This is a genomic window from Rhodocytophaga rosea (assembly GCF_010119975.1).
GTDB lineage: Bacteria > Bacteroidota > Bacteroidia > Cytophagales > 172606-1 > Rhodocytophaga > Rhodocytophaga rosea.
In genome coordinates, this window is sequence record NZ_CP048222.1 from 153,181 (window position 1) to 166,974 (window position 13,794).

Sequence of the window (13,794 nt, forward strand, 5' to 3'; positions counted from 1 at the left end):
ACCTCAAGTTTACTCACTGATTCTTTATTTTACTCTATTTTTATTCTCTCAAAACATCCTCTTAAAATGTAAAACTATGAATCAACAGGAACAAGACTTAGCATCTAATAATGAGAGTGGCCACAATCAGGAGGGCACAAATGCCAACTGGCCGGTAAAAGTTCTTACGGCTACCTCCATTATTGGAGATCCGATATACAACCTGCAAGGAGAACATATTGGCAAGATTAAAGATATTATGGTAGATCTGGAGGGAGGCTGTATCAGTTATGTAATACTGGAATACGGAGGTTTTTTAGGCATGGGTGGAAAACTATTTGCCTTTCCCTTTAAACTAATCCAGTTAGATCAGGTAAACCGCAGATTTACTCTGGATATTGATAAAGAGCTTCTTAACAAGGAACCTGGTTTTGATAAGAGTCACTGGCCTGCCACGAATAGCCATGGGTATGCTGCTGGTAATAGTTCGTCCTGGGGTGCATTTATGGGCCCTAACACAGGAGGATAAGTCTTTTCATTTATCTTTTCAAAACCAAATAATCCTACAAAGGAATTTATCTAGATAAAAAGTATATAAGTACTTAAACAAAATTAAGTATAAGATTTTCATCTAGTTCAAGTTCTTTGAAATCAAGCATAAAATAAGTGCCAAAGTCTGAAAAGATCGTGTGGAGTGCCTGCCTGAGCATATCTAAGGACAGATAATCTTCTGCTTTCAGCCAATGGTATTTGACCTGCTTCCAAAAGCGCTCGATCCTGTTGAGATGAGGACTATACTTAGGCAGAAAAAAGATATACAAGCCTTTCTGCTCCCATTCTCCTCTTATGGTTTCCCATATGCCACAAGTATGCAAGGAAGCATTGTCTAGGACAATTCAGTGGGCTTGGTGATAGATGTTGAGAAGGCATCTACACATTCGATGATGAAGGTAGCATTCAGACTCCCACTTTTCTGATAAGTAAGCAACTCATTGTCTGTGCTCAACAAGCCAAACACATTCACCCTTGCACTTCTTTGGGATAAAATAGGGGCATGTTTACCTTTTTTGATCCATCCATAAGGCACACAAGGAGTAAGGCAAAATCCTGATTCGTCTCCAAAATATACGTTTATCCTACCTGCCTGTGCTAAATAAAGCAAAGTGTACAATCGATTAAGCTTTCGCTCATATTCTTGCTGATTTTGCAAGGGTTTCAACCATTTGCGGAAGCGTTTCCATCGGTAGTCAATTTTTTTTAAACCGCTTCAAGGTCATCTCACTCATAGCTGTACCTAATTTAGCTTCAATCTTCCGCTTGGCTAGTTTAAGCTGTTGTTTTTCTTTGTCTATGCTATTTTCTACCACTTCTACATGAGTAGCATTCCTAGTGGTGAGGATGGGTTTTCTACCTTTTCCTTTTTGATTCTTCAACCCTGCCACCCCTGCTTTTTCAAAGCGATCAAACCACTTGTAGATACTTAGCTCACTAACTTGAAAAATGCTTGCTAACTTCTGTACCTGATAGCCTTGATTGGATAGTAGTATAGCTTGGCAACGGTTACGTTCCTGATAACTTTTACTATCTTTATGAATCTTCTCTAAGTCTTGTTTTTGCTTGTCTGTAATCTTCTTGATATAACGCATAGCCAAAGATACCATTTGTCAAAAACTTATACTTAATTTTGTACACTTACTTATAATTAACTACTATAGTATTGGTAAGATCCTCATCTTCCAGGCTTTTTATTCTTCCCAATAGATGTAGTTCTCCTGTGTTTTGTAGCAGCAAAAGCATTCGGGATAGTGTATTCATTAGATTCAGGCGAAACCGATGATAAAATTATTGTTGTAGTTGCCAAATATGGGAATGTAAACTATACAGAAGTTAGTACTGGGTTTCCCCACATTTTAAGGCAGAATTGAGAAACTTTTTGAAAATTATAAAAGCCTGAAAAAAACAGGTAGTCATTGACAATTTTTCAGGTAAAACCTTGCCCATGAAATAATTATGAAAAGTATTGCTTTGTATAAGGCAACTTTCAATCAGCCATAGTAGAAGCAGATGCGCTTTCACAAAATAGAGTTTTATCTATAACTGACACATTACATAATAATTTACACAGTCCAACAGATGGGTTTTAATAAAATAAGCTTACGTAAACAACAGTTATAGATATGAGCAAATCTTCACTTACAGAATTAAAAAATATTTTAGATCAAGTCAATGATTTATCAATAGGCGATGATAAGGCGAAAGCACTCGAATCCTTTATTGAACAATCCATGGAGATTATTACCAATATGAATAGCCCCAGAGATGATTTTTTTGAAGGCCGCAAAAAGCTGGCCTTAGATGATCTTCAAAATCACTCATCGAGGCATTTAAAGGGATACTGGCAGGAAAAAGATAAAATAGATAAGATCTCAGAATTCAGCCGTGCCCGAAGTGAGGCGAGTCAGGCAATAAATAGTATTCTTTCCAGCTTTAAAAAATAACTGACTTATAGCTTTCAAGTGCAGAAGTTGGGAATATTGGCAGGCGGTCAGCGTGGTGTGCATAATCTTAAAAACCCTGATCAGTATAAGATCAGGGTTGAAAAAAGAAATTAATTCCCGTTGGATTTCTCAGTAGCTTTGGCTGCTTTATTTGCTTGTTTATCGGCATTCATTCTGGATTTCTGGGCTTTCCTCTCTGCTTTGGCTGCCGATTTAGACTCTTTGGCAGCATACGATGCATCCCGGCTTATACGACTGGCTTCTTTAGATTTAGCTCTGTTCTCTTTCTGGAGGTTTTCGGCATCTTTTAATCTATTTTGGTTTTTCTCGCCTTCACTTTTGAGGGCCTCACCCTGCAGGGTTTCATTCTTTTGTATTTCTGTTTTGAGACGCTCTGTATTTCTTTCATTGGTTTCTGTAGCCATTTGCTTTTCATTATTTACTCTCACCGAATCAGTTTGAGCAAAAGAGCGGGTGGCAAGCATACTACAGGCTCCTAGTAAGAATGTAAAAAAAATAGATTTTAAATTCATGATGGTTTCCCCCATTTGAGGCAGGATACTTAGATAACCAGCTCACTAGCTTTATAGTTGCAAATTACTGATAATTAATAATTTATATTATTAAAAGTGTGCTGATTCCATTGAGGCCAACTATTTCAGCTTTTAATATTGGCTTTTACAAGAGCAGAGATTACCAGTAGCATTATTCACATCTGATACTTTTAATCAACCTTGTTAACCCAAGGATTTCCGAAAAAGAGAAGTACAACCTGAAAATCTCTCTGATGGCTTTCATAGAAGATTAATTATCATGGAAGGTCGCTTGTTAAGAGAATACCTCCTATTTTATTATTCACACTACTGTATACAAACACTGCCCAAGCAGTAGAGGACTGTTGTATAGGCTCCTTCTACTTTATTGGTTGAATTTTGCAAACCATTCTAAACATTATATCTATGGATTACAGGGACAGGTTGCTAAAGTTATTAGTGCCGCCGATTATTAAATGACCTAATGAGATTGATTGTTCAGATAAGGTTTAAAAGTGATAGGCATAGGTTATAAATGAATTGCATCACTGTTTTCATAACCATATTTGGATTCTTCTTTTTGTTCAAGAATATAAGTAACAGCTAAATATGGGGCGATTCCGACTGTTTGAATATCTTTTACAAAATACTCTTCTTTAGGAAATTCCCGTTTGAGGTAATCTTGAATATCCTCATGTTTATAATATGATTCTGTTCTGGCAGTCTTTTCATCAGTTTTGATAAATACCGTTACTACTTTTTGCATGGTGTGGTGGTTTAGAAATTGATTTATAAAAGTTTGGGTAGTAACTCTACTGCTACGTATGCACATGCCTGACATAGGTAATGGAAGCCTGTAAAACTGATTTAACTGACTGGGCAGCGCTTGATCTACCAGGGGCAGAAAGTGATTATTAGCTCCAAAGAAATCCTTGAGCAGTTGCTTAGTTTGGGCTAGGATAAAAATATCGGTGGTATCTTGACCCATAAGCCGTTCAGCGTTGGCAATAAATACTTTAGCATTCATAGGAGTAAGTTTAGGTACATAGTGATTTGCATTTTCAGGTAGATTTTGGATAAATATATGTATCTAATAAGATATGCCTTTGCAAGTTATACTGCCTAAGTAGGAAAAGTTTAGAATCAATTTAACGCTTAGCTAGCAAATAGGCGAAACTCTATGTTTTTCTCCTCTACTTTCAGACATTATCATAGAAGCCCTGGAGGGAATTATAAATATCCTTTAAATAGTAAAAGCTTTAATATACAAATGGGTTATACTGTCATCCTCATCTTTAATGAAATCAATTTCTTTAAGTCCATGAATGTTATAATATTTAACCTTCAATTGATGCTTGATGTAGGAAGGCTTATTAAGATTAAGTCCTAGTACTTTAATAAACTCCTCCACTAGCGTGGTTTGGGGATTAGTAAACATTATCCAGTCAGCTACATTTTCGATAAATACAATCCATATATTCCCACCATTAAAATAGGCTTTAAGGCTCTGCTCTACTTGAGGAGTACAATAAATTTCTTTTCTGTCAGCTGGTCCTAATATTCTTTCAACCGCTGCTAAATCCCTCCCTATAATCTCACTGATAAGTTCCATATCACTTGCGAATTAACAGCTTTAATTGACATGAGATAAAACCAAGAAGTAATATTGAAAACTTACTAAGCCAAATCAAGACCTTCTATTAGTTCTTTTCATTGATGATCTGGTGGACTACCTGACAACTGCTATCTGGCATTACGATTTATATAAGGGAATATTTGTCACATACTACTTATTAAATGAAAAATTAAACAAGGATTAACGGTATAGCCAATATCTTTTTTGCTAGGCTTGTTAGAAAACCAACCATAAAACTATAAGCAGGTAAAGTTACTTCATATGCTAACGGCTCACCTGCTGTTAGAAGATGAAGTTTAGTGAAAATGAGAATAAGGGGAGGCAGCAAAAAAAGGGTGTGACCAAAAATCACACACTTTCAGCACTTATATGAGAAAAGTTTTCCGTTATTTTCCCAAATGGAGTACTCACACCCTTTCTAACGTAAGGAATTAATTTACGTTGTAAACAATATGTATTTGATGTACGTATACGATAACATCTACTTAGAAAGAAGATAATGGATCCAAGGTGGACCTCACGATCTTATCGTGATCTTAGATCCGAAACCTTATGGCCCACATTAACCAGCTTTGAATTCAACCAGATAAATGGGGTATAGACTAATCTGTACCCTTTTTGCTTTTCAGTTAAGCCTCTATTATCATTAATACAGCAGACCATAAGCAACCTGCAATGAGCATTGCGCATAAGATTCGCATAGACCATTTTAGATTTTGCAGGGGAAATAAGTACAAAATACATAGTCTCTCTATTAGAAATGCTATATATAAAGTCCTCCCAGATTCTTGGACTAAAAATGTGTAATTCTTAATTGAAATTTCAGTTTAGGCACTGCTGGCTAATAAACTCTATTAGGCCTCACCAAGTCATTATCTTCCAATGCCTTGAAGATACTTCTAATTATTGTGCCCTTCAAAGAATGAATCAATTCTTGAAAAGGCTTTATACTAATCCTGTAAATCATCATACAGTCAATCAGAAAATATCACTTACTACTGGCCTCTCACAGGTGTAATAATGCCCTGCACCATTTTAAGGGACTTAATCCGCAAGAAAAGCGGGATTAAGATAAAGTGCAGTATATATTAAAAGAGATGTCTCATATAGGTAAATCCCTATGAAAATGCTTTTGAAATAGGTTTCTGACCATTTGCTCGGTGAGCGGTTTATTTAAGAATCCTTTGATTTTAAGCGGTAATTCATCGATTTGTTTTATATCCCCCGGATTGAGTGATGTAGTCAGCATTACAATTACCACTGACTGTTTATGAGCGAATTCTAACCTTTGATATGCCTTTAAAAATTCAAAGCCATTCATGACCGGCATATTAATATCGAGCAGAATTAACTCCGGACATAAATCCGACTCACACTCATTTTGTATGAGTTTCAGCGCTTCTTTACCATTATAGGCGATAAGCACTTGCTCTGATACCTGTAAATCCTCAAGTAAGGTTTCATTCACAAAATTAGTTGTCGGATCATCGTCTACCAGTAAGATGCATTTAATTTTCTCCATTTCTGCGTTTTGTTTTAAAAGTAACTTCCATCATATATTGGCTTACTCTATGTGGCGAGGAAAGTAGACCCGAAAGGTGGATCCTATCCCAAGCCTACTTTCTACTTCGATCTTGCCACCAGCATTTTCTACCATTTTTTTGATCATATATAGCCCTATGCCTAAACCTTCCACATGGTCATGAAAGCGTTTAAACATCGTAAACAGCTGACCAATGCGTCCATTCTCTATGCCTAGGCCATTATCAACAATGGTAAGTACTGCATACTCTTTTATACTCGCGCAATGAATGCTTAACACCGGCACCCGGTCGGGCGATCGGTACTTGAGGGCATTGGAAAGTAAGTTATAGATCACTGACCGGAGGTTCTTCTCTGAAAAGTATACCGAAGGACAAGCAGCTACATCTATTGCCAATTGAGCCTGAGCGACCTCCAGCTGAGGTGCAAGGTCCAGCCTTACTTCCCTTATCACCTCTGAAAGATCCACTGACACGGCTTCACCATTATTTTCCTTCTGGAGTTTAACTACTTCCGTTAGGCTTGTAATGGTGCGTTTGAAACGTTCTATGGATTCTCCTATGAGTGTGGTAATGCGTCTTATACGCTCAGACTGTAGACTTTCAGCAGGAAGAGTGCGAAGTAAGGTATGCATCAACCCCTCTATGTTAGAAATAGGCGCTTTCAGATCGTGGGATGCCGTATAGATAAAGTTATCTAAGTCTATATTGGTACGCAAGAGTTGTCGGTTGGATTGAGCTAACTCCTCATTACTGGCTTTGATTTCTTCATTGGCAGCAGCAAGCTCCTGGTTGGCAGCAGCGAGTTTCTCAGCCATGGCCTGCGCTTGCCTTTCACTGTCTATCACCACCTTACGAGCTTTTATCTGATGGGTGACCTCATAGGCAAAGACCATAATACCATCCACCTGCCCCTCTCTGTCATGGCGGGCCTGATAGGTAAAAGTCCAGTAGATCTCTTCTAAGGGGCGTCCCTCGTGACGCGACAGCATCAGAGGCATTTCTGCTGCCACAAAGGTTTCTCCCGTTTGGTATACTCGCCTGAGAATATCAACGATGTCAGTTCCCTTCAATTCAGGAAGAGCCTCCAGTAATGGTTTACCTAGCAGTTCTCTTCCCGGAAAGATATGTTGATAGGCCGGATTAACTAACTGAAAAACTAGATCAGTACCTTCTAAAATGACAATAGGGGCTGGTGCCTCCATAAACAGAGTGTGCAACCGCTCCCGCTGCAGGTCGGCTTCTCTTCGGGAGAGCACCTGCTCCGTTACATCGTAAGCAAAGGTGGATATACCCACGATTTCTCCGTTTTCCCTGTAAGGCTGATAGGTAAAATTGAAGTACCTTTCGTGAGAGGGCCTTCCATCCGGATAGGTAAGGATAAAAGGTAACTCATTACCAAAAAAGGTTTCACCGGTCTCATACACCCGGTTGAGTAAGGACAAATATCCTTGAGAGACGGTTTCAGGTACTACCTCGGCCAGAGAGTGGCTCAGCAAAGGTCGGTCCGGAAACAAGGCTTGGTAAGCCGGATTTACGTAAGTATACTGATGTGCCGGTCCCCGCCGGATGCAGATAGCTGCCGGGGTTTGCTCAAATACCTGATACAAGGTTTCGCGCTCCTTACTCTGGCGCTCAGCGGCAGCGAGCAGTTCCTGTTGCATGACTTCCGTCTGCTGACGGGCCTCAACTTTCTCAGTCACATCCACAATAAAAACCAGAATACCTTGGGATTGGCCTTCCTCATTAAAGAGCGGTTGGTAAATAAAATCCACAAAATGTAGCTCTACCTTACCAGTAGACGTTTTATAGAGGCGGACAGGAGTTTCAATCCCACTAAATGACTGCCCAGTGGCATACACCCCATCAAGTATAGTAATGAAGCCTTGTTCAATTACTTCAGGGAATACCTCTGCGACTGTAAGCCCCACCTTGGCTCGTTCCCCGGAATGAGCCTGGTAATGGGCATTAAAAAAACTATACCGATGTTCAGGCCCGGAAAGAGTAGCTATCGAGGCAGGTACCTGTCCCAGAATTGTTTGGAGCAGGTCGTGTTTGGTAAGTAATTGCTTTTGATGTTGCTCATTTTCATGCAAAGCAGCTTGTAAATCGCGGGTGCGATCCGCGACATGAGTTTCCAGCTTGACATTGAGCTCAAGTAATTGCTTTTGGGTATTAAGCAGTTCATCATTGGCAGTTTGCACTTCTTCACTCGAGGCTCTTAATTCCTCATTGGCCGCATTAATTTCCTCATTGGCGGCTTCTAATTCGGAGTTAATTTCTTGTAAGGCATGCTTACTTTGCTCTACCTGCTGACGGGCTTCGACTTGCGCTGTCACCTGGTAGGCAAATACTAAAATACCCTCAATTTCGCCATCCAGGTTATGCAGAGCCTGGTAAATGAAATTATAATAGTTTTCTCCCAAGTTACCTGAGTTATCATGGTCTAGCTGTACTTTCATCTCATTGGCATAAAAGCTCTCTCCGGTGCGATACACCCTATCAAGTAGCTCAAAGATAGGTTGACCATCCAGTTCAGGCATGGCTTCCCGAATGGGTTTGCTTAGCAGAGGCCGCTCCCCGACCAGCCGTTGATAAGAGGGATTAACCAGCATGAAGATATGCGAAGGTTCCTCAAAAATACAAATCATCGCCGGGGCTTGCATCAAGATATTATGTAACTTCCTTCGCTCCAGATCCGCTTGAGCACGGGCCTTCACCAACTCTGAATTAAGTGCAAGCAGCTGCTCAGTGAGTCCTTCAATCCGCCTCTCGCCCTGTTCCACTTTCTGCTGAGCCATGACTAGCTCTGTAACATTGACCACCTTATGAATGATATAGCTTACCTCTCCCTCCTCATCAAGCACAGGGGTATTTAAGGGTGCCCAGTAACGCTCTACAAAGCTAGCTGGCTGGGTGGGATGGGGCACATCATAATGCTGAATGGCCATCTGATGCGCCTTTCGACTAGAGAGCACTTCCCTGAAAGAAGCTTGCAGATTTGTAACCCCTTTCGCCTCAGGAGCATCGGGATTATCAGGAAAAACCTCAAAAATATACTTGCCTACAATCTTTTCCCGCTTAGTAAGGGTAGCTTCCAGGTACGCATGGCTAGCGGTGAGAATTATTAGCGTAGGGGAGAGAATCAGATACAGGTCAGGTAGGGTTTCGAAAAGGGTAAGCATCTCTGGAGTGAGCCTATGATTGGATTTCATGCGTGGGTGCGTATTGGTTTAAAAAATAGATTCTTTTCCATAAAAAGCTTCCATAGCCAAAACAGTTGGCAAAGGAGATAGACTTGCAATTTTCTATAGGTAGAAACCTTTCAAGGATGATGCATAGAAAAAGGGGTGAGTATAGGAAAGTAACGTAAAACACGCCTGCAATGTTAAGTAGGCGAACGAGTAAAAAGAAGCAATATTTTTGTTTACACGTTCGATAAAAGAGGCGCATTTGGTGAAGTACCAGAAGAGACCATACCATGAAAATACAGGCATTTTTCTCTATCAGTCAGGCTCTTTCATCCTCATACACTTCCCTCAAAAGCATATGACTTTGAACTTATTAGCCTAAACATTTCTTTATTGATATAGTAAAGTAGAAATGAAGTAGTATATTAAGAGCTGTGTGCATTTTTAAACCGACCGACCATGAATAGCCAGGATGGCAACCAACAATCTCTACTTTCAAGACTTGCTCAACTAGAAGCAGAAAATAAAACCTTACAGGAAGAAATCTCTCATTTACGTTCCTTTCAACAACTTGCTAGTAAAAGGTTTGAAGAACGTCTTGCTTTTGAAGAGGGCTATAAAGAAAGTGCAGCGCGTTTCCAAACCATCTTTGAGCAATCCATTTTAGGAAACAAAATCATTGCAGATGATTTGCGAATTATTAAAGTTAATCAGGCATTGCAAACCATGTTAGGCTATAATGCCGAAGATTTAGTGGGCACAAGAGTCTTAGAATATGTCCATCCTAATCATGTCAAGCCCTGGAGGGAATTACAACAACGTCTATGGAAAGAAAAGATCTCTTCTTTTGGGATAGAAACCTGTTTAATAAGAAAAGATAGTTCTTCCTTCCCTTGTAGAGTCACTTCCATTTTATTTACCGAAGGTGAGCATACCTTAGGCTATACGATTCTAGAAGATATCTCGGAGCGAAAATTGGTAGAAGTAAAGCTCAAAAAGTTATATGAATCCCAGGAAATTCTCATCCATACAGTTGCCCATGATTTAAAAAATCCCATTCACATCATCAAAACCTTAAGTAGCTTTTTAAAAAAGGATATGGATGCTTTCCAAGAGATAGATGAACAAAAGAAATTTCGAAGTCTGACTCATCTTGAGATGATAGAGACTAGCTGTGAGAAAGCCTATTCGATTATTAAGGATTTGTTACTGATAGGAGAAATAGAATTAGGCAAGCAGCCATTAGAAAAAGAAAATATTGAAATGAAAAGCTTTATCGAACCCCTGCTTAGACCATTTCAATTAGCTGCTAAAGAAAAAGGAATAGGTATTCATATAGATTTTTCTTCAGAGCCAGTGTATGCGCAAATTAATAGGGATAAATTTACAAGAGTAATAGAAAATCTACTTTCGAATGCTATTAAATTTACATCCAATGGTGGACAGGTAACCGTACGCTCTAAAAAAGAATCTCAAAGAGTGCTCTTGCAAGTAAGTGATACCGGCATTGGAATACCTGATTCTATACAAAGTAATGTGTTCCAAAAGTTTACTAAAGCGAAAAGACGGGGAACCGAAGGAGAAGCCACGACCGGGTTAGGATTGTATATTGTCAAGCAAATCGTAGAATTACATAAAGGAAATATCTGGCTCGAAAGTAAAGAAAATATAGGTACTTCTTTTTATATAGAATTGGTGTAAATCCCCTCTACCTGCTTTCTCAATAGTAACTTGATTTACGAATCCTCATTAATTTATTTGATCTTTTGAAATAAATTACCCTATTTAAGGTGTTTCTTTCTGTATAAAAATATTACTAAATACCCCTTGATACAAGCATCCTTGTATAACAACATCCGTTTAAAGCATAGGTGTCCTTTAAGAATGGATAGCCCATTTATAACTATCTATACTTAAAAATTCATGCATGAAGAAGATGCCTTACAAGAGCTGGCCCAAGGGTTTGCCTCTATGGCCATTGGAGATAAGTTTTTTAAGTCCCTGGCAGCGTATCTGGCCAAGGCCTTGGGGGTAGATTACGTTTTCATCGGAGAATTAACCCATGAGAAAAAACAGGTACGTTCGGTTGCTTTTTATGCTATTGATAGGATTGTAGACAATATAGAGTACCCGCTAGTTGGGTCTTTGTGTGAAGAAGTGGTCAAGCCTAATTTTTGTGCCTATCCCAGCCATGTACAGGAACTGTTTCCACAGAATAAAGCTTTAAAACACTTCGGGGTGGATAGTTATGTAGGTACGCCCTTGTTTGATTCGTATGGAAACGTTCTTGGGTTAATCTATCTCATGCATAGCAGGCCTTTGGAAACCCTTAGCAAAATAGAGTCTTTGCTTGGTATTGTAGCAAAACGGGCTGAACTGGAATTAGAGCGGGAACAGCATGAGCGGTGGTTAGCGCAAGCCAATCAGGAACTTGAGCAACGGGTTGCCCGGCGCACCAGGGCTCTTTCGAAAAGTGAAGAAGCACTTGCTCAAAAAATGGAGCAGTTACAACGCATGAATGATGACTTAGAAAACTTTATTTATACGGCTTCTCATGATCTGAAAGCACCCATAACCAATATCGAGGGCTTAATCAAGGTGCTTACTAGTAGTACATAAATTTTAAATAGTCGGGTAGAGTTTTTTGAGTTTAACTCTGGCATCTTGATTGGCGAAATGCCAATTAGCTTTCACTGCTTTTGCATTTCTGTTTTCCTGCCAGGCTTTTACCTCTCTTGTTAATTCTGCTTGGGTAGCTATATGCCTGTCAAGGCAATCCCTTTGCAGTACAGATAACTCTATTTCTGCCATATTCAGCCAGCTGCCATGAGCAGGTGTAAAAACAAACTCTACCCTGTCTAGATAGGCTTTTGCTTTTTCAGGCTCATAGACTTCGTAAAAAGCACTTGGCTTATGAGCTGACAAGTTATCCTCTACTAAAGTAATCTTCTCACATTCCTTATAAGTAGTATCCAGCAGGTGACTGACAATCTTTACCCAGGTAAAGCGGTTGTGATTTTCTTCCACAAAACAAAACCGCTTACCGGCTAAAGGCTCAAAGACCATGTAAATATCCCTTACACCCTGTCTTGTATAAATACTGTCCTGATACTTCTTCCCATCCCTGCCAATAAAGTGTTTACTTTCGATGAGTTGTTTGGGTGATTCATCTAAAGTGACAACCGGCTGCTTTTCATTGAATAATCTTTCATAGACTGAGATCACTTTTTCCATTCCATACACAAAGCCTGCGTTTTGTTTGGGTGGAATCACCCACATGGGCCTTAGCCAAGGCTTAATCTCATTTTTTTTAATATCCCTGCCACACTCGTATGAGAAATTGAGTCAATCACCTGCAATTCCACTAATTTGTCTGCCAGCATCTGCAGTTTCCACTTTGACTGACCTTGTGGCGGCTCACTGCAGACTAAAGCCAGTAGATGCGCTTCTACCTTCCCATCTATCTTTTTATCACTCCTGGTTTTTCTCTGCTTCTTGTCAAACATAGCCATACCTTGCTCACAGAATGCCTTTCTGATTCTTTCTACACTTTTAGTAGATAGCTTATAATGAGCAGCTAACTCTGTTTCACTTTCCCTGCCCGTAGTCTCATCGCTTGCCAACAGTACATAGGCTTTCTGAATATCTTTAGCCTTTCGGCTGCCTTTACTGAGCCAATCGGTTAATGTATCTCTTTCTTGCTGGCTGAGGGTAAGTCGATAAAGAGTCATGGCTTTTCTGACCAAGATACACAAACAACAAGACAACTTAAACTTTATGCACTACTAGCAAACTCGCTAAAGAAAGGTGGCAGGATGAAACTACTCTGGGAATTTTAGAGATGATCCATACCTCCATCGGCCGCTTTAAGGGAACAATTGCTGATCTTACTCAAATCTCAAAAATTGGTAAAGAAAATGCACAGTCCGGTGGAATGGTAAATATATCGGATACGATTGAAGAAGTTCTACTGGATATGAGAAGGGAAATGGAGGAAACAGGCGTTCAACTTGCAGTTGATATGAAGGAGTGTCCCCAGATTAGTTTTTCAAAAAAGAACCTTAAAAGTGTTATCTATAATCTGCTCTCTAATGCCATCAAGTACCGGGCGTTAAATGGGCCCGCTCATATTCAGGTTTCTTGTCATCAGACTCCCGAATACGTAGTGCTTTCTATAAAAGACAATGGATTAGGCATAGACCTAACAAAGAAAAACAAGATTTTTGCCATGTTTACCCGTTTACATACGCATGTAGAAGGCATTGGTATTGGTTTATATATGGTCAAAAAAATCCTGGAGAATGCAGGGGGCAGAATAGAGGTAGACAGCAAAGTAGGTGAAGGATCTACTTTTAGTGTGTATTTCAAAAAGTAAAGGCAACAACTGTTTTTACAGGAGCTCTTTACTATCTTTTA

At 39.5% G+C, this 13,794-nt stretch carries 15 protein-coding genes; 5 read left to right on the top strand and 10 right to left on the bottom strand.

Annotation, left to right across the window (positions count from 1 at the left end; translation table 11 throughout):
• Window positions 1–76 precede the first annotated feature (76 nt).
• Window positions 77–508 carry a PRC-barrel domain-containing protein gene (locus tag GXP67_RS00710; protein ID WP_162441383.1) on the top strand — a complete coding sequence of 144 codons (432 nt, stop codon included), beginning with the start codon at window positions 77–79 and terminating at the stop codon, window positions 506–508.
• A 73-nt stretch (window positions 509–581) separates the two neighbouring features.
• Here GXP67_RS00710 and GXP67_RS37690 read toward each other — a convergent pair whose 3' ends face one another.
• The 3 genes from GXP67_RS37690 to GXP67_RS00725 all read right to left on the bottom strand — a co-directional run bounded on the left by GXP67_RS37690 (window position 582) and on the right by GXP67_RS00725 (window position 1,625).
• Window positions 582–854, bottom strand: coding sequence for a transposase (locus GXP67_RS37690; RefSeq protein ID WP_162441384.1), 273 nt, complete (start codon window positions 852–854; stop codon window positions 582–584).
• 11 nt (window positions 855–865) lie between these two features.
• A complete protein-coding gene (locus tag GXP67_RS37695; protein WP_162441385.1) occupies window positions 866–1,141 on the bottom strand; it encodes a transposase in 276 nt (91 codons plus the stop codon).
• Window positions 1,142–1,226: 85 nt separating this feature from the next.
• On the bottom strand, window positions 1,227–1,625 hold the full coding sequence (locus GXP67_RS00725; protein WP_162441386.1) for a helix-turn-helix domain-containing protein: 399 nt from the start codon (window positions 1,623–1,625) through the stop codon (window positions 1,227–1,229).
• A 531-nt stretch (window positions 1,626–2,156) separates the two neighbouring features.
• Between GXP67_RS00725 and GXP67_RS00730 the strand changes: the two genes are divergently transcribed.
• Window positions 2,157–2,477: a hypothetical protein gene (locus GXP67_RS00730; protein ID WP_162441387.1), complete on the top strand. Its 321-nt coding sequence runs from the start codon at window positions 2,157–2,159 to the stop codon at window positions 2,475–2,477.
• A 110-nt stretch (window positions 2,478–2,587) separates the two neighbouring features.
• On the opposite strand, the gene GXP67_RS00735 is transcribed toward GXP67_RS00730, so the two are convergent.
• The 5 genes from GXP67_RS00735 to GXP67_RS00755 all read right to left on the bottom strand — a co-directional run bounded on the left by GXP67_RS00735 (window position 2,588) and on the right by GXP67_RS00755 (window position 9,402).
• The gene (locus GXP67_RS00735; protein WP_162441388.1) at window positions 2,588–2,962 is read right to left on the bottom strand and encodes a hypothetical protein; all 375 of its coding nucleotides are present in this window, start codon (window positions 2,960–2,962) and stop codon (window positions 2,588–2,590) included.
• Window positions 2,963–3,539: 577 nt separating this feature from the next.
• Window positions 3,540–4,037, bottom strand: a complete 498-nt coding sequence (locus GXP67_RS00740; RefSeq protein ID WP_162441389.1) for a hypothetical protein — start codon at window positions 4,035–4,037, stop codon at window positions 3,540–3,542.
• 216 nt (window positions 4,038–4,253) lie between these two features.
• A complete protein-coding gene (locus GXP67_RS00745; protein ID WP_162441390.1) occupies window positions 4,254–4,622 on the bottom strand; it encodes a hypothetical protein in 369 nt (122 codons plus the stop codon).
• 1,126 nt (window positions 4,623–5,748) lie between these two features.
• Window positions 5,749–6,168: a response regulator gene (locus tag GXP67_RS00750; protein ID WP_162441391.1), complete on the bottom strand. Its 420-nt coding sequence runs from the start codon at window positions 6,166–6,168 to the stop codon at window positions 5,749–5,751.
• A 42-nt stretch (window positions 6,169–6,210) separates the two neighbouring features.
• Window positions 6,211–9,402 (bottom strand): PAS domain-containing protein, encoded by a 3,192-nt coding sequence (locus GXP67_RS00755; RefSeq protein ID WP_162441392.1) that lies wholly within the window; start codon window positions 9,400–9,402, stop codon window positions 6,211–6,213.
• Window positions 9,403–9,837: 435 nt separating this feature from the next.
• Here GXP67_RS00755 and GXP67_RS00760 point away from each other — a divergent pair, with 435 nt between their 5' ends.
• Both GXP67_RS00760 and GXP67_RS00765 read left to right on the top strand, forming a co-directional pair.
• The gene (locus GXP67_RS00760) at window positions 9,838–11,079 is read left to right on the top strand and encodes a PAS domain-containing sensor histidine kinase (protein WP_162441393.1); all 1,242 of its coding nucleotides are present in this window, start codon (window positions 9,838–9,840) and stop codon (window positions 11,077–11,079) included.
• Window positions 11,080–11,301: 222 nt separating this feature from the next.
• The gene (locus GXP67_RS00765) at window positions 11,302–11,997 is read left to right on the top strand and encodes a GAF domain-containing protein (RefSeq protein WP_162441394.1); all 696 of its coding nucleotides are present in this window, start codon (window positions 11,302–11,304) and stop codon (window positions 11,995–11,997) included.
• A gap of 3 nt (window positions 11,998–12,000) precedes the next feature.
• Here GXP67_RS00765 and GXP67_RS36845 read toward each other — a convergent pair whose 3' ends face one another.
• Both GXP67_RS36845 and GXP67_RS36850 read right to left on the bottom strand, forming a co-directional pair.
• Window positions 12,001–12,657 (bottom strand): IS630 family transposase, encoded by a 657-nt coding sequence (locus GXP67_RS36845; protein ID WP_197901712.1) that lies wholly within the window; start codon window positions 12,655–12,657, stop codon window positions 12,001–12,003.
• A gap of 5 nt (window positions 12,658–12,662) precedes the next feature.
• On the bottom strand, window positions 12,663–13,109 hold the full coding sequence (locus tag GXP67_RS36850; protein WP_197901598.1) for a helix-turn-helix domain-containing protein: 447 nt from the start codon (window positions 13,107–13,109) through the stop codon (window positions 12,663–12,665).
• Window positions 13,110–13,219: 110 nt separating this feature from the next.
• Here GXP67_RS36850 and GXP67_RS00775 point away from each other — a divergent pair, with 110 nt between their 5' ends.
• A complete protein-coding gene (locus GXP67_RS00775; protein ID WP_162441395.1) occupies window positions 13,220–13,753 on the top strand; it encodes a sensor histidine kinase in 534 nt (177 codons plus the stop codon).
• Window positions 13,754–13,794 lie beyond the last annotated feature (41 nt).

Coding starts and splice junctions, on each gene's coding strand:
- GXP67_RS00710 (WP_162441383.1), top strand. CDS start 77: ATGAATCAACAGGAACAAGACTTAGCATCTAATAATGAGAGTGGCCAC.
- GXP67_RS00725 (WP_162441386.1), bottom strand. CDS start 1,625: ATGCGTTATATCAAGAAGATTACAGACAAGCAAAAACAAGACTTAGAG.
- GXP67_RS00730 (WP_162441387.1), top strand. CDS start 2,157: ATGAGCAAATCTTCACTTACAGAATTAAAAAATATTTTAGATCAAGTC.
- GXP67_RS00735 (WP_162441388.1), bottom strand. CDS start 2,962: ATGCTTGCCACCCGCTCTTTTGCTCAAACTGATTCGGTGAGAGTAAAT.
- GXP67_RS00740 (WP_162441389.1), bottom strand. CDS start 4,037: ATGAATGCTAAAGTATTTATTGCCAACGCTGAACGGCTTATGGGTCAA.
- GXP67_RS00745 (WP_162441390.1), bottom strand. CDS start 4,622: ATGGAACTTATCAGTGAGATTATAGGGAGGGATTTAGCAGCGGTTGAA.
- GXP67_RS00750 (WP_162441391.1), bottom strand. CDS start 6,168: ATGGAGAAAATTAAATGCATCTTACTGGTAGACGATGATCCGACAACT.
- GXP67_RS00755 (WP_162441392.1), bottom strand. CDS start 9,402: ATGAAATCCAATCATAGGCTCACTCCAGAGATGCTTACCCTTTTCGAA.
- GXP67_RS00760 (WP_162441393.1), top strand. CDS start 9,838: ATGAATAGCCAGGATGGCAACCAACAATCTCTACTTTCAAGACTTGCT.
- GXP67_RS00765 (WP_162441394.1), top strand. CDS start 11,302: ATGCATGAAGAAGATGCCTTACAAGAGCTGGCCCAAGGGTTTGCCTCT.
- GXP67_RS36845 (WP_197901712.1), bottom strand. CDS start 12,657: ATGTGGGTGATTCCACCCAAACAAAACGCAGGCTTTGTGTATGGAATG.
- GXP67_RS36850 (WP_197901598.1), bottom strand. CDS start 13,109: ATGACTCTTTATCGACTTACCCTCAGCCAGCAAGAAAGAGATACATTA.
- GXP67_RS00775 (WP_162441395.1), top strand. CDS start 13,220: ATGATCCATACCTCCATCGGCCGCTTTAAGGGAACAATTGCTGATCTT.